Origin of the sequence: Bartonella sp. WD16.2 (assembly GCF_002022505.1) — a bacterium.
In the GTDB taxonomy this organism is placed as follows: domain Bacteria; phylum Pseudomonadota; class Alphaproteobacteria; order Rhizobiales; family Rhizobiaceae; genus Bartonella.
In genome coordinates this window covers 769,474-791,009 of the sequence record NZ_CP019781.1, presented here as the reverse complement: position 1 = coordinate 791,009, position 21,536 = coordinate 769,474, and the positions used below count along the sequence as shown (strand labels likewise).

Genomic DNA, 21,536 nt, shown 5'->3' with positions numbered 1-21,536 from the left:
TTGCAAATATAACAAACCAGCATATTAAAAGTTTTATTGCGCTATATTTTTTAGTTTATTTACCTCAATAAAGTTCAAATACGTATTAGTATAAAGCTAATCTGGTAATTCCTTTCTATTAATTTAGCTAAAAACAAATAACTTTAAGAGAAAATTTTCACTTTGAGCGATGTAAAAAGACTGTACAAACAGGTTTTTTTCCCCAAATTTCATTAACAGCTGCTCTGACAGCACGACGTACTGCTTCCCGAATAAGTTCATTATCTTTTCTTTTAATCTGTGGAATATTATTAATAGTATTTTCTACAACAGTTAAAAGAATATCTTTTAATGATTTCCCTTTTCCATCATTGTTAGGTAATCCCAATGCCATAAAACCAATATCATCAAGTAAATTATGCTTACTATTCATATGCAGAGAAATTACAACATGACCAACATAACTTAATTTGCGACGCTCATTAATCCCTACTTCATCTTCACTACCAATCAAGTAACCATCTTTATAGATTTGACCAACAGATACTTTCTCAATGACCTCCATTGGTTTGGGAGCAAGGCGGAGCATATCGCCATTTCTAATTTCAGCAATAGTTTTAATATTAGCTTGACGTGCTAAAGCTGCTTGAGCCACAAGGTGTACTGCCTCACCATGTACAGGAACAAGTATCTGCGGTTTTATCCAATCATACATTTGTAGAAGCTCTAAACGGCGGGGATGGCCTGAAACATGAACAAGAGCATCATTATTTGTAATTACTTTAATTCCCTGATCAATGAAACGATTTTGTATCTCAAAAATAGCCTTTTCATTTCCCGGAATACTACGTGATGAATAAATAATTGTATCACCAGGAGAGAGTGCAATATTTCTCATTTCATTTCGTGAAAGTTTTGCTAAAGCAGAACACGGTTCACCTTGGCTTCCTGTTACTACCAAAACCATGTTTTTCCGTGGAGTGTGACTATAATCATCTTCCGTTATAAATGGTGCTAAGTTATTCAAATAACCAAGCTCTTGCGCTACAGTAACACTACGTTTTATAGAGCGCCCCACCAAAAAAACTTGGCGCCCAGCAGATTCTGCCGCAAGAGCAATTGAACGTATCCTACCAATATTTGATGAAAAAGTTGCAATAACAACACGGCCTTCAGCTTTCAAAATAATTTCAGAAAGACTATCCCGAACTTGTTGTTCCGACGGCGATATACCGTCTTGAAGGGCATTAGTGGAATCGCATATTAATGCTAAAATGCCTTTGTTTCCTAAAATCCGTAACCTTTTTTCATCTGTTACGGGTCCAAGTGAAGGTGTGTGATCAATTTTCCAATCTCCAGTATGGATCACATTTCCTAAAGATGTTGTAATTGCCAAAGAAACAGACTCTGGAATTGAATGATTGACAGCAATAGCTTCAATTGTAAATGGACCAATCTGAAAGCAATCACCAGCTTGAAAAATATTTAATGAGATTTTATCAAATTTGAAATTTGATCGCTTTTTACTCTCTAATAACCCTGCTGTAAAAGGAGTACAATAAAGCGGAACTTGAAATTTTGGCCATAAATCAAGAACAGCACCATAGTGATCTTCGTGAGCATGTGTCAAAACAAGACCACACACATTATGTTTTTCATTTTCCAGAAAGTGAATATCTGGTAAAATGAGATTTACTCCTGGCAATTCAGGGCCGGCAAAACTGACTCCCATATCAACAAGCAACCATTCTCGGCAATCTTTTGGACCAAATCCATAAGCAGCCAAATTCATTCCTATTTCCCCTACCCCTCCCAAAGGTAGAAAAACCAATTCATTTTCATTGGCAGAAACCATAAATATCTCCTAAACTTATTAAGATAATCTCATGGTGAAATAAAATTTTACAAGTTAATAATGATGTGTATTAACAGAAGCAGCCGAACCAAAATAAACATCTCCAGCTGTTATAATTGCTTTTTTGCCATCTCTTTGTTTGATAATGCAGTTGAAATCATGATCAAGACCATCAAAAATACCTTCGGTAAGCTTTTCACTATTGACTATTTTGATAGGTTGTCCAATATGAGCTGAATATAAAAGCCATTTTTTGCGGATTATATCACACCCTCCCGACTGCTTCCAAAGAAGATAATTTTCAGCAAAACATCTTGTTAGAACCATAAATAATTCTTCTTTATCAATATCTAATCCAATATTCTTTATACTTGATGTTAAATATGGTGCATCTTTAAAATGATGTTTTACATTTACCCCGATACCAATGACCAATGCATGTTTTTGTGGGGTTAATGTAAAGAGCTCAAGTAAGATTCCAGAGCTTTTAATTCCTTTAAGTAAAATATCATTTGGCCATTTTAAATTAACAATGCTATTTTCTTTATCTTTTATAAAGTGCCTTATAGCTTCTACTACACTTACTCCAGCAACAAAACCAAGTTGAGAAGCAGTTTGGCAAACAATATCATCAATTAATAAAAGGCTAGAGTACAAATTCCCTTTCGGACTATACCATGTCCTGCCTCTTCTAGCTCTTCCTTGCATTTGTTTTTCTGCAACAATCCAAAGATAATCACGATCACCAACATTTGCTTTTTGTTGTGCAATAAGATTTGTCGAATCTACACTTTCATATGCTTCAAGGATATACCCTTGTTTTAAAGCAAAATCTGATAATGTATAAACCATGTTTATTTAAAATAATGATGTTGCTGCTTTTTCTGCAAATTCAGCAAACCAAATTCCAAAAAATACATAAAATAAAATAAATAATGTAGAAAGCCCAAGACAAAGCTTAAGTTCGTTTGATAAAACAATAAAACTAGCTTTTGCAGCATCAAACCACATAATTTTAATAATCCGTAAATAGTAAAAAGCACCAACAACAGAAGCAACCATACCAATGACAGCAAGTGGGGTAAGTCCTGCATGAACAGCTGCAGAAAATGTATACCATTTACCAAAAAAACCAGCCATAGGAGGTATACTTGCTAAAGAAAAAAGCTGTATCGTCATCGTAATAGCCATAAACGGATTAGTTTTTACCAATCCTGCAAGATCATAAATATTCTCAACATTTCCGTCACTAGATCGCATTCCAAGAATAAATGCAAATGAACCAAGAGTCATGCCAAGATAAATAGTCATATAAAGAATAACACCTTTTATCCCAAGCATACTTCCAGCAGCTAGACCAACAAGTGCATACCCCATATGACTGATGGATGAGTAAGCCATTAAACGCTTAATATTACTCTGGCCAATTGCAGCAAATGCACCTAGTACCATTGACGCAATTGCCATAAAAATTAAAATCTGCTGCCATGCGGGCATAGAACTATCAGAACTTCCTAATGGAATAAAAGTAACAACAATGATACGGATAATTAATGCCATTGCCGCAATTTTAGGAGCACAAGCAAAAAATGCTGTAATAGGAGTTGGTGCCCCTTCATAAACATCAGGTGTCCACATATGAAATGGAACTGCAGAAATTTTGAACGCCAAACCAGCTAGAATAAAAACAATACCTAAAATAACACCCAACTGTAGAGCTTCATTATTTAAAGCAAAGGCAATTTCGCGAAAACCAATTTGAGCAGTAAAACCATAAAGCAATGAAATACCATAAAGTAAAAACCCTGAAGATAGTGCACCTAAAACAAAATATTTTATACCCGCTTCAGAAGATTTCATATTGTCGCGATTGATCGCAGCAAGAACATATAACGCTAAAGATTGTAATTCTAACCCCATGTAAAGTGACAGCGTATTGCCAGCTGAAATCATTAACATCATACCCAAAGTTGCAAAAAGGACTAATACGGGAAACTCAAATATATCAAATTTCTGAGCACAGGCAAAACCGACAGACATAATGAGAGCAAAGAGTGCACCGACAAGAGTTAGAACTTTCATATAGCGGCTAAAGGAATCAATAATAAGCGTGTTTGTATAGAAAAAGCCATTTTGCGGAAAGACGACCATAATAATAATAGTTGCAACAAGTAGAGCAATTGCTAAACCAGTAATAGTTAAATATGAACGTGCACCGGAATAAACACCGATTAAAAGGAGTGCCATGGCCCCCAGTGCTATTAAAATTTCTGGAAAAATTAACGTTAATTGAGCTATTATATCAGTTTGCATGAGTATTTATTTCTTATTTAGTGCAGCTGGTTAATAAGGGTTTTTACTGTAAATGCCGTTGTTTTAAGAATCGGCATTGGATAGACACCAAAAAATATTGTAAGAACAACCATTGGATAAAGGATAATTTTCTCTCTTAGAGAGAGATCATGAAGCACTTTCAAACTTTCCTTATCTAAAGGACCAAAAATCATACGTCGATAAAGATAAAGTGCATAAGCGGCAGATAATATAACACCAGTTGTAGCAAAAATTGCAACTAATTTATGAATTTGAAAGACACCTATTAAAGTTAAAAATTCACCTAAAAATCCTGAACTTCCAGGTAAACCAACATTCGCCATAGTAAAGAGTAAGAATACAACCGCGTATTTTGGCATATTATTTACTAAACCACCAAAATCCGAAATTTCACGTGTATGCAAGCGATCATATATAACTCCAACACAAAGAAACAAAGCTGCAGAAACAATTCCATGTGATAGCATCTGATAAATAGCACCTTGAATACCTTGCTCATTAATAGCAAAAATACCCATTGTTACGTACCCCATATGAGCTATTGACGAATAGGCAATAAGTTTTTTTATATCATTTTGAACAAGCGCAACTAAGGATGTATAAATAATTGCAATCAGCGATAATACAAAAACTAAAGGAGCAAAATCAGCTGAAGCAATAGGAAACATTGGCAAAGAAAAACGAAGAAAACCATAACCACCTAATTTGAGTAGCACTCCAGCCAAAATAACAGAGCCTGCTGTTGGTGCTTCTACGTGTGCATCAGGCAACCATGTGTGGACCGGCCACATTGGCATTTTAACTGCAAAAGAAGCAAAAATGCAAGCCATAACCACATCTGCATATGTGTAGAAAATTGATAGGTCAATAAAGTTGGTATATCAAGTGTTCCCGCTTCCCAATACATAGCCATAATGGCAACTAACATGAGTACTGAACCAAGCAAAGTATATAAAAAAAACTTCATACTTGCATAAACACGGCGTGCTCCACCCCAAACACCAATAATAATAAACATTGGAATGAGACTACCTTCAAAAAAAACATAAAATAGCATTGCGTCAAGAGCACAGAAGACTCCGATGATTGCAACTTCAAGGAGGAGAAAAGCAATCATATAAGCTTTTAATCTGTCTTTAATATTCTCCCGACTTGCCAAAATACAGAATGGCAATAAAAAAGCTGAAAGGACGACAAAAAGGATAGAAATACCATCAACACCCATATGGTAGCTAATACCACTTTCTAACCAATCAAATTTTTCGACCATTTGGAAGTCGGAATTTGTGTTATCAAACCTCATCCAGATAATTAAAGAGATAATGAAAACAAAAACAGATGTAAAAAACGCTACATTGCGTATATTATGTTTTTCAACCTCGGTGTCATCTTTGATTAATAAAATCAAAAATACACCAACAAGCGGTAAAAATGTAACTGTAGAAAGAATAGGCCAGTCGGTCATCAATTTAAACTCCCGATCATTATCCACGTGATCAGCACCATGACACCAATAAGCATCGCAAACGCATAGTGATAAAGATAACCCGTCTGCAGTCGGATAATTCTGTTTGTAATATCAATAATACGTGCAGCAATACCATTCGGTCCCAGGCCATCAATAATTTTACCATCACCTATCTTCCAAAGAAAGCAACCAATTTTTAAAGCAGGACGGACAAACAAAAAGTTATAAAGTTCATCAAAATACCACTTATTGTAAAGAAAACGGTAAAATGCAGGCATAAACTCGGAGAGTTTTTTGGGAAGTGACGGAACAAGAATATAGAATAGACAAGCCAAAACAAATCCAAGGACCATTGCTGTAAATGGTGACCACTTTACCCAATTTAACACATTATGCGCTTCATGAAGAATATGGTTGTGACTACTTGTAAACAATGCGCTTTTCCAAAAAAGGTCATACAAATTACCAAAAAAATAAGGTTGAAAAACCATACCTGCAAATAATGCTCCAACAGACAAAACAAGCAGAGGAATCAACATAATCGGAGGCGATTCATGAACATGATGCATAACATCAACAGTTGCACGTGGCTTACCATGAAATGTCATAAATATAAGCCGCCATGAATAAAAACTCGTTAGTAAAGCAGATAAAACAAGAAGCCAAAAAGCACATCCTGAAATAATATTATGTGACGCAAAAGCAGATTCTATAATTGCATCCTTTGAGAAAAAACCCGCTGTACCAAGAAATGTTCCTGGTATTCCAACACCTGTTAATGAAATAGTTCCTATAATCATCATCCAATAAGTTGCTTTTATATGTTTACGCAATCCTCCCATTTTTCGCATATCCTGCTCATCAGATACTGCGTGAATTACAGAACCCGCACCGAGAAACAGTAGAGCCTTAAAAAAAGCGTGTGTAAAGAGATGAAAAACAGCTGCTCCGTAAGCTCCAACACCTAAAGCAACAAACATATAACCAAGCTGAGAACATGTTGAATAAGCAATAACGCGCTTGATATCATTTTGTACAAGCCCTACAGTTGCCGCAAAGAACGCAGTCATCGTTCCAACAATAATAATTACAGTAGAAGCCGTTGAAGAAAGTTCAAAAATTGGTGACATACGTGCAACCATAAAAACACCAGCAGTCACCATTGTTGCTGCGTGAATGAGAGCAGATACAGGTGTTGGCCCTTCCATTGCATCAGGAAGCCATGTGTGTAGAAGAAATTGTGCTGATTTACCCATAGCACCGACAAATAAAAGAAGACACGTCACAGTAATTGCTGTTTGTCCATCAAGCTGCCAACCTAAAAATGTTGTATTTTGTACAAAACTACTGTCTATAGTTTTTGCAAAAATATCTGCAAAATTAACTGATTGAAACAAAACAAAAATATTAAAGATACCTAGAAGAAAACCAAAATCACCAACACGGTTAACTACAAAAGCTTTCATCGCTGCTTTATTAGCAGAAGCTCTCTGAAACCAAAAGCCAATTAGTAAATAAGATGCAAGCCCAACACCTTCCCAACCAAAAAACATTTGGATTAAGTTATCAGCTGTCACTAGCATAAGCATCATAAATGTGAATAAAGAAAGATAGGCAAAAAACCGAGATCTTGAAGGATCGTGATGCATATAACCAATTGAATAAATATGCACTAATGCTGAAACACTGTTAACCACAACAAGCATAACGACTGTCAATGTATCAATATACAAGGTCCAATCAAAAACTAAGTTACTAACAGTTACCCAGTGCAAGATCGGCGTGCTAACCGCTGAAGTATGACCAATAGCAATATTTAAAAAAGCTATCCATGACAATGCAGCAACAATTACCATGAAACTAGACGTCACAATTTCACTTGCACGAGAGCCTATAGTTTTTCCGCCGACAGCAGCAGTTAAAAAACCCAAAAGCGGTAGAAAGACAATTACATAATACATTACTTATCAGCCTTTCATCACATTAACATCTTCAACTGCGATAGAACCGCGGTTACGGAAAAAAACAACAAGAATTGCTAGACCAATTGCTGCCTCAGCAGCTGCAACTGTCAAAATAAATAAAGCGAATATTTGACCAACCAGATCATGAAGAAATGCTGAAAAAGCAATAAAATTAAGGTTGATTGAAAGCAATATAAGCTCAATTGACATAAGAATAATAATCACGTTCTTCCTGTTTAGGAAAATGCCAAAAATGCCAATTGTGAACATTACCGCAGAAACAGTGAGATAATGAGAAATGTCAATATGCATAGTCGTTTCCCCGCTAAATACCCTTACCTGACTCAATTTGTTTAATTTCAATTGCATTTTTTGCTGTTCTAGCAACTTGCACTGCAATTGATTGTCGTTTGACACCAGACTTATGACGAAGCGCTAAAACAATAGCGCCAATCATTGCAACTAATAAAATCGTTCCAGCAATTTGGAAATAGAAAATATAATCTGTATAAAGAATATCTCCTAACGCTTGCGTATTTGTCCGCTGCGCTAAATCTGGCATCGGTTGTGTAACATAAGATCTTAAAATAGGAGAAAAGTGACTACTAATAAAAACAGAAACCAATTCTACAATAATAACAACACCAATAAAAGCACCAACAGGAATATATCGGAGCACTCCACTTTTCAATTCAGCAAAGTCCACATCAAGCATCATAACCACAAACAAAAATAAAACCGCTACAGCACCAACATAAACGACAAGTAAAATAAGCCCCAAAAATTCGGCCCCTAAAAGTATAAACAAAGCCGCCGCATTAAAAAACGCCAAGATTAAAAATAACACTGAATGTACTGGATTACGTGCAGCAACAACAATAACTGCACTCATGAGCATGATAAGAGAAAATATATAGAAAAATACCGCTGCTGAACCTGTTAGCATAGGATTTCCTTCAATTAATTAACCACTAATTAGCATAAAATTCACACCCGGCTATAATTTGCCAGATAGAATCATCCGACTACTTGTTGACGATACACTTAACGATAAGGCGCATCCATCAATATATTACGAGCAATTTCTCTCTCCCAACGATCCCCATTACTTAAAAGCTTTTCTTTGTCATAATAAAGTTCTTCACGCATTTCTGTTGCAAATTCAAAATTTGGTCCCTCCACAATAGCATCAACTGGACAAGCTTCCTGACAAAAACCACAATAAATACACTTAACCATATCAATATCATAACGAATAGTTCTACGTGTACCATCATTACACCGTGGTCCTGCCTCAATTGTAATAGCTTGCGCGGGACAAATTGCCTCACATAATTTACACGCAATACACCGTTCTTCACCATTTGGATAACGACGCAAAGCATGTTCACCACGAAAACGAGGAGAAACAATACCCTTTTCATAAGGGTAATTGATCGTAGGTTTTGGTGAAAAAAACTGACGCATCGCCAAAAAAAAAGCACTTATAAATTCTAATAAAAGCAGTGATTTTGCTGCTTGAATAAGACCTGACATACGAAACGCCCCCTCTTTAAGCTAAACTAATATATTTTAAGACAGCAGCAGTTATCACAACCATTGCCAATGAAATGGGAAGGAACACTTTCCAACCAAGCCGCATTAACTGGTCATAACGATAGCGCGGTACAAATGCTTTAACCATAGCAAAACCAAAAAACACAAAGCAAACCTTTAAAACAAACCAAATGATACCTGGAACCCAATTAAGCCACCAAACATCTAAAAGAGGCAACCAACCACCTAAAAATAAAATGGTTGTTAATGCACACATTAAAACAATAGCAACATATTCACCAAGAAAAAAGAGCATATAAGGAGTTGAGGAATACTCAACCATGTGACCAGCAACAAGCTCAGATTCTGCTTCAACTAAATCAAAAGGAGGACGATTTGTCTCAGCAAGTGCAGAAATAAAAAATATAATAAACATTGGAAAAAGAACCAACCAATTCCAATCAAGAAAACTGTTAAAAGGTAGACCAAGATTCATTCCAAGTCCTCTACTCTGCTCAAGAACAATTGTTGTAAGATCTAATGAACCACTTACTAAGATAATAGTTACGAGAACAAATCCAATTGAAACCTCATAAGAAACCATTTGCGCTGCTGAACGAAGAGCTCCTAAGAAAGGATATTTTGAATTTGACGCCCACCCCCCCATGATGACGCCATAAACCTCAAGAGAGGAAATAGCCAAGATATAAAGTAAACCAATATTAATACTAGCAATTTCCCAATTTTTATTAACGGGCACAACAGCCCAACTTGATAATGCAAGCGTAGCAGAAACAAAAGGAGCCAAAAGAAAAACACCTTTATTGGCACCAGCAGGGATAATAGGTTCTTTAACCGCAAATTTAATTAAATCTGCAAAAGATTGAAACAGTCCCCATGGACCAACAACGTTCGGACCCCGCCGCAATTGCACAGCAGCCCAAATTTTTCTATCTGCATAAAGAAGATACGCAATTAAAACTAGAAGAACAACCAAAAGGAAAAGTGTCTTACCTACTATAATCAGCAATGGTAATAGCCCGGTCATAAAGAAATCATACATAATATTCCTTTTCCCTTCTATTCTTACTCTACAGATCCAGCAACATGACTCTTTGCAAGAGCTGAACATTCAGCCATAATTGCGGAAGCACGTGCTATTGGATTTGTTAAATAGAAGTCCTTAATTATAGAAGCGAATGTTTGCTTACTCAGACCGATTAATTGTGAACCGAGCACTTTGAGATCACTTATACATGCAGGCGCTATATCATCAATTGCACAAAGATGTGGAAAATCATTGAACAAATTCTGCCTTAATTGAGATAAAGAATCAAAAGGAAGCTTTTTTCCTAAAACATCAGATAAAGCGCGCAAAATTGCCCAATCTTCCTTTGCTTCACCCGGAGCAAAACCGGCTCGATTTGTCATTTGAACACGACCTTCTGTATTAACGTAAAGCCCTGATTTCTCAGTATAAGCTGATGCAGGCAAAATTACATCAGCAGCATGTGCACCATTATCACCATGACTACCAATATAAATTGTAAAAGCTTTTTTATGGGTTAATTCCACCTCATCGGCGCCAAGTAAAAATAAAACTTCACAGGTCTTAATAATATTTTCAGTTCCAATTTTAGAAACAAAACCAATATCCAACCCCCCAACAATCGAAGCAGCATTATGAAGCACACCAAATCCATTCCATTCTTTATTAAGAGCACCGACAACATCAGATAATTTTGCGAGATTTTTTAAAACAGATAAACCTTCTTTACCCGAAACAGCAGCCTCTCCGATAAGAATAAGCGGACGTTTAGCTTTTTTCAGAACATCAAAAAATGCATTTTCTCCATTAATAAGTGCATTTAACGCTTCAGTACCAGCTCCAAGATAAGAATATGAATAACGCAAATCAGCTTGTTCTCCAATTAATGCAATTGGAAATTGCCCCATCCGTTGACGTTTTAAAATACGTGCATTTAAAACAGCAGCTTCAGTACGCGGATTAGACCCTACAATAAGCAATGCATCAGCTTGCTCAATACCCATAATAGTTGGATTAAAAATGTAGCTTGAGCGCCCTAATTCAGGCGACAAGGCCATACCTCTTTGACGACAATCAAACACCTTTGACCCTAGTGAAGTGAGCAATATTTTAAGCGCATACATTTCTTCAACAGACGCTAGATCTCCTGCAATTGCACCAATTTTTTCTGCTGGTGTTTTAGATACTACCTTCTTAATACTCGCAAAAGCTTCTGACCAACTTGCAGGCTGAAGTTTTCCATTTTTGCGAACATATGGTTTATCAAGTCGCTGAGTGCGCAACCCATCCCAAATAAAACGCGTCTTATCAGAAATCCACTCTTCATTTACGTCCTGATTCGTACGTGGTATGATTCGCATAACTTCACGCCCCCGACTATCAATGCGAATGGCACTACCAAGTGCATCCATCACATCAATTGATTCTGTCTTAGTTAATTCCCATGGACGCGCATGAAATGTATAAGGTCTTGAGGTTAAAGCACCCACCGGACAAAGATCAATAACGTTTCCCTGTAATTCAGATGTCATTGCTTTTTCAAGATATGTCGTAATTTCAGCATCTTCACCACGACCAATTAAACCAAGCTCTGAAATACCTGCAACTTCTGTCGTAAAACGAACACAACGAGTACAATGAATACACCGTGTCATAACAGTTTTTACAAGCGGACCGATATATTTATCTTCCACAGCGCGTTTGTTTTCCGTATAACGAGAACAATCACGACCATAAAACACTGCTTGATCTTGAAGATCACATTCACCACCTTGATCACATACAGGACAATCTAATGGATGATTAATGAGAAGAAACTCCATAACACCTTCACGAGCCTTTTTGACCATCGGTGTATTGGTAAATATCTCAGGTATTTCACCATTGGGTCCCAATCGTAAATCGCGAACTCCCATCGCACAAGAAGCCTGAGGTTTTGGAGGAGCACCTTTAACCTCAACTAAGCACATGCGACAATTCCCAGCAATTGACAAACTTTCATGAAAACAAAAACGTGGCACTTCAGCACCAGCAGCTTCAGCGGCTTGAAGCAATGTATAGTAGTCAGGAACTTCAATCTCTTTACCATCAACTTTGATATTTATCATCATTAATCCAGCCCGCAGATAATTTACCTAAACTCACATTTTATTATTCATCAGAATAAAATTTTCACTCTACTACTTCCAAAGCAACATTTTTGCTCTGAACCACGTTTCGCGTATAATCATCAATTCTTTGCTCAATCTCTGAGCGAAAATTGCGTATCAATCCTTGCACAGGCCACGCTGCAGCATCACCAAGTGCACAAATAGTATGCCCTTCAACTTGTTTAGAAACTTCAAATAGAAGGTCAATCTCACGTTTTTGAGCTCTCCCTTCAACCATACGTCCTAAAAGACGCATCATCCAACCAGTACCCTCACGACACGGTGTACACTGCCCACAACTTTCATGTTTGAAAAAAGCTGCTATCCGCCAAATTGCTTTGATAATATCTGTTGATTTATCCATAACAATCACACCACCTGTACCAAAAGAAGAACCAACATCACGCATTCCATCAAAATCCATAACTGCGTCTATCATATTTTCACCCCGAACAACTGGACAAGAAGCTCCACCTGGAATAACCGCTAAAAGATTATTCCACCCACCACGAATACCTCCTGTGTGTTTTTCAATTAATTCACGAAAAGAAACACCTAGAGCCTCTTCAAATGTACAAGGTGCATTAACGTGACCAGAAATCATAAACAATTTTGTTCCAACATTGTTTGAACGACCAATTGATGAAAACCATGAAGCACCCCGACGCAAAATCGTTGGAATCACTGCAATGGATTCCACATTATTAACTATTGTTGGGCAACCATAAACTCCCATATTAGCAGGAAATGGTGGTTTAAGCCTAGGCTGCCCTTTTTTCCCTTCAAGACTTTCTAAAAGAGCAGTTTCCTCACCACAAATATACGCTCCAGCACCATGATGAACAATAATATCGCAAACATGCCCACATTTAGTCTTTTTACCAAGTAAACCAGCATTATAACATTCATCAATTGCCGCTTGAAGTGCTTCACGCTCACGAATATATTCACCACGAATATAGATAAAGGCAACATTTGCCCCTATTGCAAAAGTAGCAATAACACATCCTTCAATTAAAGTATGAGGATCATGCCGCAAAATGTCACGATCTTTACATGTTCCAGGCTCTGATTCATCTGCATTCACAACTAAATAATGTGGTCGACCATCACTTTGTTTTGGCATAAAAGACCATTTCATGCCAGTAGGAAAACCAGCACCACCACGACCACGCAAACCCGACTTCTTTACCTCATCAACAATCCAGTCACGGCCTTTTTCGATAATCGCCTTGGTACCATCCCAATGCCCGCGCAGCATAGCACCTTTTAATGATTTTTCTTTTAAACCATAAATATTAGTGAAAATGCGATCTTTATCAGTTAGCATACCCCACCTTTTTTTCTAACATCGAATATGTTTTCAACATTTTCCTAAATCCAATATTTTTCAGTATTTTCAAAAGACTTGTTACTTCTACTAAAATATTTTTAAATAAACAAACAATAAACACTCTATTAATGAAGAGTTATTTACTCTGTTTTTATTTTACTATTTTTTTGAAAGTTTTGATGATTTCTTCTTCCCCTCATTCTCATCAATTAAAGAAGTTAAACCGTCTATAGGTTCCGATGATTTACGACCATTCTGTGGCCCTACAGTTATATCAGAATTTTTTCCCGCTTCAAATGCATCTATAATTTCTTCAAGACGCTCTGCTGTAAGATCTTCATAAGTATCCTTAAAAATCATAACCATTGGAGCATTAACACAAGCACCAAGACATTCCACCTCTTCCCATGACAAAGTTCCACCTTTATTAGTAATAAAAGGTTCAGGATGAATTTTCTTTTGGCAAACTTTAATTAATTCACCAGAACCACGTAACATACAAGGAGTAGTACCACAAACTTGAATATGCGCTTTTGTTCCAACCGGCTTAAGCTGAAACTGAGTATAAAAAGTAGCAATTTCTAAAACACGAATATAAGCCATTGAAAGCATTTGAGCAATATATTCAATTGCAGCACGTGTTACCCAACCTTCTTGCTCTTGAACACGCATTAAGAGGGGAATTACAGCTGACTGCTCACGCCCTACAGGGTATTTTGCTATGGTATTTTTCGCCCACACTTGATTTTCTTTTGTAAAAGAAAACTCTAATGGTTGGTGGACATCATCTGCAAGACGACGTACAGACATTAGCGATCAACCTCCCCAAAAACAATATCAATTGAACCTAAAATAGCTGTTGCATCTGCAAGCATATGACCCCGAGTTAAAAAATCCATAGCCTGAAGATGAGCAAAACCAGGAGCACGTAATTTAACCCGATAAGGCTTATTTGTTCCATCAGAAACAAGATAAACACCAAATTCACCCTTTGGCGCCTCTACAGCAACATAAACTTCGCCAGGAGGAGTATGAAACCCTTCCGTGTAAAGTTTAAAATGATGAATAAGTGCTTCCATTGAATTTTTCATTTCACTACGTTTTGGTGGCACAATTTTATGGTCCAAACTTGAAACTGGTCCATTTTTTTCAGTACTAAGCAAACGATTTACACATTGGCGCATAATTTTTGCTGATTGACGCATTTCTTCCATACGGATAAGATAACGATCGTAACAGTCGCTATTTTTACCAACAGGAATATCAAATTCCATTTCATCATAACATTCATAAGGCTGACTTTTACGCAAATCCCATGGCACACCAGCACCGCGAATCATTACCCCAGAAAAACCACGAGCCCAAGCCTCATCGCTGCTCACCACTCCAATATCTACATTTCTCTGCTTAAAAATTCGATTTGGCGTTATAAGCGCATCAAGCTTACCAAGAGCAACAAGAAATGGATCAATAAAATTACCAATATCTTCAATTAAAGATTCCGGCAAATCTCTATGCACACCACCAGGACGAAAATAATTAGCATGAAGCCGTGCACCGCATGCACGTTCATAAAAAATCATCAAACGTTCACGCTGCTCAAATCCCCAAAGCGGTGGTGTTAGAGCACCAACATCCATCGCTTGTGTTGTCACATTAAGTAAATGATTAAGAATACGTCCAATTTCAGAAAACAGAACACGAATTAACTGTCCTCGTTTAGGAACTTCAATGTCCAATAATTTTTCAATAGCAAGCACAAAGGCATGCTCCTGATTCATAGGAGCAACATAATCCAAACGATCTAAATAAGGGCACGCCTGAAGGTACGTTTTCGTTTCCATCAACTTTTCAGTACCACGATGCAATAACCCAATATGCGGATCTACACGTTCAACAACTTCACCATCCAACTCGAGAACCATACGCAAAACACCATGCGCCGCAGGATGTTGAGGACCAAAATTAATATTAAAGTTCCGGACATTGACCTCAGCCACAATCAACTCCATGCTCTTTCAAAATACGTTCCTAATTGAACGTCAATAAAGTTTTGCTTACCATATCGCAAAATACAAGATAGCGGCTTATTACATGCAGACATTTATGCCCTCCCTACTTGAAAAACATTAATCATCTAAAATCTGCCCGTTTCAATATTATTCTTATTAGTTCTAATATCATTTTTCGCCGTTTATCTTTTCATCATCCGGCAAAATATATTCAGCACCTTCCCAAGGTGAAAGAAAGTCAAAATTACGCATTTCTTGCCGCAAAACAACAGGCTCATAGATTACTCGCTTAACTTCATTATCATAACGACATTCCACAAATCCTGTCACCGGAAAATCTTTACGTAGAGGATACCCTTCAAATCCATAATCAGTTAGAATACGTCTCAAATCTGGATGACCAGAAAATAAAATACCATACATATCGTACGTTTCACGTTCATACCACTCTGCTCCAGAATAAATCGAGCATACAGAGGGAATCGGTACATTTTCGTCAGTCCGTACTTTAACACGAAGCCGTAAATTATGACGAGGAGATAACAATTGATAAGAGACATCAAAACGTTTGTCTCGAGAAGGATAATCAACACCGCTAATATCTGTAATATTAACAAACTGGCAGCGAGAATCATCACGCACAAACATTAAGACATCAGTAATCGCATCAAGACGTGACACAATCGTCAATTCGCCAAACGCAAGAACACTTTCTTCCACTTTATCCCCTAATTGATTTTTCAAATAGGTAGAAAGCTCATTTAATGATTCAAACATTATCCTAAAGCCTCTATCGCTCTATAGATCCAGTACGGCGGATTTTCTTCTGCAACAATAATATACCGTAAAGTAACGCCTCTGCTGTAGGAGGACACCCTGGAATATAAATATCTACCGGCACTATGCGATCACATCCACGCACAACTGAATAAGAATAATGATAATAACCACCACCATTTGCACACGATCCCATGGAAATCACATAACGCGGCTCAGGCATTTGATCATAAACTTTACGTAAAGCAGGCGCCATTTTATTGGTTAGAGTACCAGCAACCACCATCACATCTGATTGACGAGGTGAAGCACGCGGTGCATATCCGAAACGCTCATTGTCATAATGAGGCATCGAACATTGCATCATTTCAACAGCACAACAGGCTAAACCAAAACTCATCCACATCAATGAGCCAGTACGTGCCCAAGTTATTAAAGCATCTGCTGAGGTTACTAAAAACCCCTTATCAGACAATTCAGCATTTATATCATGAAAAAATTTATCATGAGAACTTATCAATTCACCAGTATCCACCCCCGTCAACTCTTTTGACTTTGGAGTTACAATTGTTGAATTATTTAATATTAATCCCATTCAAGAGCCCCCTTTTTCCATTCATATATAAATCCAACAGTCAAAATTGTTAAAAATATCATCATTGACCAAAAACCCATCATACCTATTGAGCCAAACGAAACAGCCCAAGGAAAAAGAAAAGCAATTTCAAGATCGAAAATAATAAATAAAATTGAAACCAAATAAAACCGAATATCAAATTTCATGCGGGCATCATCAAAAGAGTTAAACCCGCATTCATAAGCTGATAATTTTTCAGGATCAGGAGCACGATAAGCTACAATATAAGGCGTAATTAAAAGAGCTCCCGCAATAACTGCTGAAACAACAATAAAAATTAATACTGGTAAGTAAGAACTCAACAAATGAGTCATCATCTTCTTCCGCTTTAATAGAATGCCCAAAATAACGTGATTATTTGATATTGTTTAGATAAGCACATAAATTATCATAATTATCCCGCTACTCCCGCTCGTACAGCTTCAAAAGGCATGCCGTGCAATTTTTTCTTATTAATATAGGTACAGCAGTGCGAAAAAAGACGCAAGCCCCTATTCACATAAACTATATAAATAAAGGAAAAAAATTGAGATGTTAAAAAGATTTTTATAGCCAACACTAAATTTTAATACTTTGCGAATGAAATGTGTACACTACAAAAGCAAATTAGGAAGATGCTATAAAATGGCGCGAGTGACGGGGCTCGAACCCGCGACCTCCGGCGTGACAGGCCAGCACTCTAACCAACTGAGCTACACCCGCGCATTTCTTTCGAACCAATTGTTCAGCTGGTGTAAGAGGTTCATTCGTTTCTGTCAAGCATTCTTAATGCGTTTTTTTCAAAAAAAATAAAAATTTAGCATCCTTTAAAAAATATCAAACAAAAATATCTTTTATTCTTGCGTTTAAATAAAATTTTTCTTAAAAAGCTTTCGTTCAATGACAAATCATTGATTGGGCGATTAGCTCAGCTGGTAGAGCGCCTCGTTTACACCGAGGATGTCGGGAGTTCGAGTCTCTCATTGCCCACCATATGCCTTTTTTACCCCTATAACCCATTGATTTTATTAATATTTTTTTAAGGTTAGGGATAAAATAACCAGGTTAGGGAATAGGATTTTGCAACTTACCCTTATAAATCACCTTTAACTTGTGTTAATAGGTTTCCATCCACAAGAACGTTTTCCGTTTTCATTATGTTTTAAAATGTCTCGTGCTAAATTTGAACTGATGCCATCGTAGTCTTGCTTACCTAAATAAATTGGCATCCATCCTAGGCAAGAAACATAGTCATTCTTTACGCACCCACTCAGACAGATCAGAGCGTATATCCACATCACTTTTCTTGTTAACTTCATCTTCTACTTCAAACCGTGTTATAGCTATTTTTAAAGTTTTCTCAGTTCGTTTGCGTTGCTCAGCTTTTTTGCCAAACCGAAAAATCTTAGCTAAAGTTACAAAAAAAGCGGCAAAAGCCGCCGCCACCATCAACAAATATTTCTTTCCCCACCAAATCACAGCCGTTGCTCCCAAAAACGTTGAGCAACAAACGCAATACCGACACAAGCTGCTAAAACCATAATTGCCGCAAAAGCCCACTGAACTGGACCATTGCCAGCAAGTAATCCTCCAAGTCCTGAAAAAGACCCAATGATAGGCGCTAACATTTCTACTTTAAAAGCACCTGTTGATTCTTTTGCTTCTACTGCTTGATAATTAGAAGAAACATAAGCACTCGTTGCCCATAACCCCGCTTCAGCAGCACGCCTGTGAACTAAACCTTTCAAACGTTTGCCATCTGCCATTGTCCATTTTTGTAATTCAGCCGGTACAGCTTCATAATCCCCTTTATTAAGCTTTTTAAGTAAGGTAGAACGCTGAAAAGCATTCACACCAACATTATAACAAAATGAAACCAGAGCCCCAAACTGTTCATCATTTAAATCAACGCAAACCTCTTTTTCTACTGCTGCTTCATATTTTTGCAAATCAGTTAAAAGTATAGTTTCAGCTTTTTGCTTGGTAATCGTCATACCTTCAACAACAAATGGTTTACCAGCTTTTCCGGTATGACCATACCCAATGGTCCAAACACCAGATGCATCTTGATAAGCATTTAATCGCAAGCCTTCCCATTTTTTTAAACAATTTAAACAGTTTTTACTAATCCTTCGTGCCATCGTTTCATTCCATTTCTATAAATATACTTTAATTAATACAGCACCATCTCCCCCAGCACCGCTTGATGAAGATGTCGCATCTTTTCCGGGAAAATATCCACCGCCACCACCATAATAACCAACACTCCCTCGTCCACCATGACCACCCCACATGCTATGTCCCCCACGTCCGCCAACGCCATCATTACCATTCTGCTCACCTTTACCGCCTAAACCACCTCCACCTGCACCGCCATAAATACTGTTTCCACCAACACCACCATTACCGCCTTTGCCACCAATTCCTTTAGTGCCTCCAACATTACCATCACCTCCTTCTCCTCCGATACTACCCCCTCCGCCACCGCCCCACATACTATTGCCACCATGCCCCCCACGACCTCCATCACCGCTTTTGCCGTTAGGACTTCCCTCACCGCCATTGCCGCCATTGCCACCAGACCCACCACAATCATATATACACTCACCCCCACGACCTCCATTACCCCCTCTTCCCCCAGTACCGCCACGCCCACCTTTTCCACCCAAACCACCCTGACCGCCACTCCTTAAAAAATTATCGCCACCCCATCCCCCATCTCCTCCAACACCGCCAGTACCATTGTCACCGCCTTTACCCCCTTGCCCTCCACGCCCGCCAAATCCACCTATCCTACCAACTTTACCAGTATTGCCACGCCCCCCAACACCATTTTCATCCTTTGCATCAGCTCCGTCATCGCCCTTAGCACCATCAATACCACCTTGGAAAATATTACCGTCACCACTGAAAGCCGTAATAAATTGACCAACTTTTGTATCCTCTCCTCTGATACGATTATTCGTAGCTGTTTTCCCACCCTTGCCGATAGTCACTGTATTGTTGCCAAGAAACTTTTTCTTTGTTCTCACATATGCACAACACCCACCAGCACCACCATGACGAGCATTATCATCACCAGCATTACCACCACCCCAAGCCCATATTTCAAGCTCGGTATCTTCAGTGGTCCCTTCTGGCCATGCAATTTCCCCACTTTCCGTCATGAAAATCTCAATAGGTTTGCTAACACCTACACCCACACTATTGCTGCTGCCCCCACTACTGCCGCCACTATTTGCTTTAATAGAAGCAACCAAATGAGCCGGTGATATCAGTGCATTTTCTGCTTTGATACCATCAATCCAGTCTTGCTTTTCAAGAGGGGGAATGAGATCAACTGCTTTTTGTGCCTTATCGGTAGTACCTTGCGCTTTATCAGCAGTGCTTTGCGCATCCTTTGCTGTGCTTAAAGCACTCTCCGCAGTCTTTTTAGCTTCATTTGCTACATTGACCCCATATTGAGCTGTTGTTTGTGCTTGCTGTGCAACCTCTTCAATTTGATTAACCTTTGTAATCTGAATACGTTCTTGAGGCGTTAGGATAAGGTGTTTCTCCCCCTCTTTCATATGATCCATAGCAAAAACATCCTTTGCTATTTTATCTGGATCATAAACTGATTTTGACATCGCAAGAGGTTTTGATAATGCAAAATGAGTGATGGTGCCTTTAAGATCAGCAGGAGATATAGGATAATTGATATCCTCATCTGCCTTCTTCCATTTTTCTATTGTAGGGCATTCAGAACTTATCCACTGTAGCTTTACTCTTTCTTCTGCAGTCAAAATCTTTTTTGTATCACCTTCAGTCATATTCTCCATAGAAAAGGCATCTGACCTCACATGAGTAGGATCATAAATAGCAGCACTCATATCACCAATTCCTAAAGGCGATAGCTTTATTCAGCCAGTACCCGATAGAACTGTATTCTCACTAGGATCACCACTTGTGCTTATATCATTAACTGTAACCGTATCTTTGTAAGCAAGTGCTCCAACATCTCTTTTTGCAACGGCCTCATCAGCTTTCTTTCCTTGAGCAGCAGTCGCAAAATAACCCACAGAATAAGCCGCTGCACTGCCCAATGAAGAGGGTGCAACAACTTTACTGTCTAAAACACCTTCTTTGACTTCCTTATTTGTTGCTGGTTCAATTTCAAACTTGTGTGTGTGATAGGGAATAGGCATCGCTTTGAATTCCTTAATTTGTATCTTCGGGATGTGTTAGATTGACAAGTTGCAAACGCAATTCATCAATAGCTTCTTGCAAAGCCTCAATGCGTTTATTTGTCTCTTTTTGATAAGCTATAAGAGTGTTTGAAAGATCATGCTGAATATCGTCTTTGACCTTATCAAGAACCTTATTTAATGGCGCATGGACTAATCTATGACTTGCATAAAAAAGAACACGAATCTGCCCTGTGTCGGCAATCTCATCAATTGCCGATGGATTATTGATCATCTG

The 21,536-nt window shown here is 38.0% G+C and carries 20 protein-coding genes, 2 tRNA genes and 1 pseudogene; 1 reads left to right on the top strand and 22 read right to left on the bottom strand.

Going from position 1 to position 21,536, the window contains the following annotated elements; translation table 11 throughout:
* Positions 1-157 precede the first annotated feature (157 nt).
* The 17 genes and pseudogenes from BWD162_RS03320 to BWD162_RS03240 all read right to left on the bottom strand — a co-directional run bounded on the left by BWD162_RS03320 (position 158) and on the right by BWD162_RS03240 (position 17,795).
* Complete coding sequence (locus BWD162_RS03320; RefSeq protein ID WP_078705427.1) at positions 158-1,834, bottom strand: ribonuclease J; 1,677 nt, start codon at positions 1,832-1,834, stop codon at positions 158-160.
* Positions 1,835-1,888: 54 nt separating this feature from the next.
* Positions 1,889-2,686, bottom strand: coding sequence for a biotin--[acetyl-CoA-carboxylase] ligase (locus tag BWD162_RS03315; RefSeq protein WP_078705426.1), 798 nt, complete (start codon positions 2,684-2,686; stop codon positions 1,889-1,891).
* 6 nt (positions 2,687-2,692) lie between these two features.
* Positions 2,693-4,147, bottom strand: coding sequence for an NADH-quinone oxidoreductase subunit NuoN (gene nuoN / locus BWD162_RS03310; RefSeq protein WP_078705425.1), 1,455 nt, complete (start codon positions 4,145-4,147; stop codon positions 2,693-2,695).
* A gap of 17 nt (positions 4,148-4,164) precedes the next feature.
* Positions 4,165-5,633: pseudogene (locus tag BWD162_RS03305) on the bottom strand (NADH-quinone oxidoreductase subunit M).
* Positions 5,633-7,597, bottom strand: coding sequence for an NADH-quinone oxidoreductase subunit L (nuoL, locus tag BWD162_RS03300; protein ID WP_078705424.1), 1,965 nt, complete (start codon positions 7,595-7,597; stop codon positions 5,633-5,635). The pseudogene BWD162_RS03305 and the gene nuoL overlap by 1 nt, the downstream one beginning before the upstream one ends.
* Positions 7,598-7,603: 6 nt before the next feature.
* A complete protein-coding gene (gene nuoK, locus BWD162_RS03295; RefSeq protein WP_078705423.1) occupies positions 7,604-7,912 on the bottom strand; it encodes an NADH-quinone oxidoreductase subunit NuoK in 309 nt (102 codons plus the stop codon).
* Positions 7,913-7,925: 13 nt separating this feature from the next.
* Positions 7,926-8,546, bottom strand: a complete 621-nt coding sequence (locus BWD162_RS03290) for an NADH-quinone oxidoreductase subunit J (RefSeq protein WP_078705422.1) — start codon at positions 8,544-8,546, stop codon at positions 7,926-7,928.
* Between the two features lie 98 nt (positions 8,547-8,644).
* Positions 8,645-9,136 (bottom strand): NADH-quinone oxidoreductase subunit NuoI, encoded by a 492-nt coding sequence (gene nuoI, locus BWD162_RS03285; RefSeq protein ID WP_078705421.1) that lies wholly within the window; start codon positions 9,134-9,136, stop codon positions 8,645-8,647.
* 16 nt (positions 9,137-9,152) lie between these two features.
* Entirely contained in the window at positions 9,153-10,199 is a 1,047-nt protein-coding gene (gene nuoH / locus BWD162_RS03280) for an NADH-quinone oxidoreductase subunit NuoH (protein ID WP_078705420.1), read from the bottom strand.
* A gap of 23 nt (positions 10,200-10,222) precedes the next feature.
* Positions 10,223-12,292 carry an NADH-quinone oxidoreductase subunit NuoG gene (gene nuoG / locus BWD162_RS03275; RefSeq protein WP_078706130.1) on the bottom strand — a complete coding sequence of 690 codons (2,070 nt, stop codon included), beginning with the start codon at positions 12,290-12,292 and terminating at the stop codon, positions 10,223-10,225.
* Between the two features lie 64 nt (positions 12,293-12,356).
* Positions 12,357-13,664, bottom strand: a complete 1,308-nt coding sequence (gene nuoF / locus BWD162_RS03270) for an NADH-quinone oxidoreductase subunit NuoF (RefSeq protein ID WP_078705419.1) — start codon at positions 13,662-13,664, stop codon at positions 12,357-12,359.
* A gap of 162 nt (positions 13,665-13,826) precedes the next feature.
* Positions 13,827-14,477, bottom strand: coding sequence for an NADH-quinone oxidoreductase subunit NuoE (nuoE, locus tag BWD162_RS03265; protein ID WP_078705418.1), 651 nt, complete (start codon positions 14,475-14,477; stop codon positions 13,827-13,829).
* A complete protein-coding gene (locus tag BWD162_RS03260; protein WP_078706129.1) occupies positions 14,477-15,667 on the bottom strand; it encodes an NADH-quinone oxidoreductase subunit D in 1,191 nt (396 codons plus the stop codon). Before BWD162_RS03260 ends, nuoE begins: the two co-directional genes overlap by 1 nt.
* 180 nt (positions 15,668-15,847) lie before the next feature.
* Positions 15,848-16,456 (bottom strand): NADH-quinone oxidoreductase subunit C, encoded by a 609-nt coding sequence (locus BWD162_RS03255; protein ID WP_078705417.1) that lies wholly within the window; start codon positions 16,454-16,456, stop codon positions 15,848-15,850.
* A 13-nt stretch (positions 16,457-16,469) separates the two neighbouring features.
* Positions 16,470-17,051 carry a NuoB/complex I 20 kDa subunit family protein gene (locus BWD162_RS03250; protein WP_078705416.1) on the bottom strand — a complete coding sequence of 194 codons (582 nt, stop codon included), beginning with the start codon at positions 17,049-17,051 and terminating at the stop codon, positions 16,470-16,472.
* Positions 17,042-17,407 (bottom strand): NADH-quinone oxidoreductase subunit A, encoded by a 366-nt coding sequence (locus tag BWD162_RS03245; protein WP_078706128.1) that lies wholly within the window; start codon positions 17,405-17,407, stop codon positions 17,042-17,044. The genes BWD162_RS03250 and BWD162_RS03245 overlap by 10 nt, the downstream gene beginning before the upstream one ends.
* 311 nt (positions 17,408-17,718) lie before the next feature.
* Positions 17,719-17,795: transfer RNA gene (locus tag BWD162_RS03240), tRNA-Asp, on the bottom strand.
* 194 nt (positions 17,796-17,989) lie between these two features.
* Between BWD162_RS03240 and BWD162_RS03235 the strand changes: the two genes are divergently transcribed.
* Positions 17,990-18,065 (top strand) — tRNA-Val (locus tag BWD162_RS03235).
* Positions 18,066-18,323: 258 nt separating this feature from the next.
* Here the strand turns inward: BWD162_RS03235 and BWD162_RS03225 are convergent.
* Genes BWD162_RS03225 through BWD162_RS03210 form a run of 5 tightly spaced genes read right to left on the bottom strand, consistent with a single transcriptional unit; the run spans position 18,324 to position 21,533 of the window.
* The gene (locus BWD162_RS03225) at positions 18,324-18,551 is read right to left on the bottom strand and encodes a hypothetical protein (protein WP_078705414.1); all 228 of its coding nucleotides are present in this window, start codon (positions 18,549-18,551) and stop codon (positions 18,324-18,326) included.
* Positions 18,548-19,213 (bottom strand): lysozyme, encoded by a 666-nt coding sequence (locus BWD162_RS03220; protein WP_078705413.1) that lies wholly within the window; start codon positions 19,211-19,213, stop codon positions 18,548-18,550. Before BWD162_RS03220 ends, BWD162_RS03225 begins: the two co-directional genes overlap by 4 nt.
* Positions 19,214-19,228: 15 nt before the next feature.
* Positions 19,229-20,944, bottom strand: coding sequence for a hypothetical protein (locus BWD162_RS08105; RefSeq protein WP_261340772.1), 1,716 nt, complete (start codon positions 20,942-20,944; stop codon positions 19,229-19,231).
* 30 nt (positions 20,945-20,974) lie between these two features.
* Positions 20,975-21,259, bottom strand: coding sequence for a hypothetical protein (locus BWD162_RS07885; protein ID WP_236824130.1), 285 nt, complete (start codon positions 21,257-21,259; stop codon positions 20,975-20,977).
* Positions 21,260-21,272: 13 nt separating this feature from the next.
* The gene (locus tag BWD162_RS03210; protein WP_078705412.1) at positions 21,273-21,533 is read right to left on the bottom strand and encodes a hypothetical protein; all 261 of its coding nucleotides are present in this window, start codon (positions 21,531-21,533) and stop codon (positions 21,273-21,275) included.
* Positions 21,534-21,536: the final 3 nt, after the last annotated feature.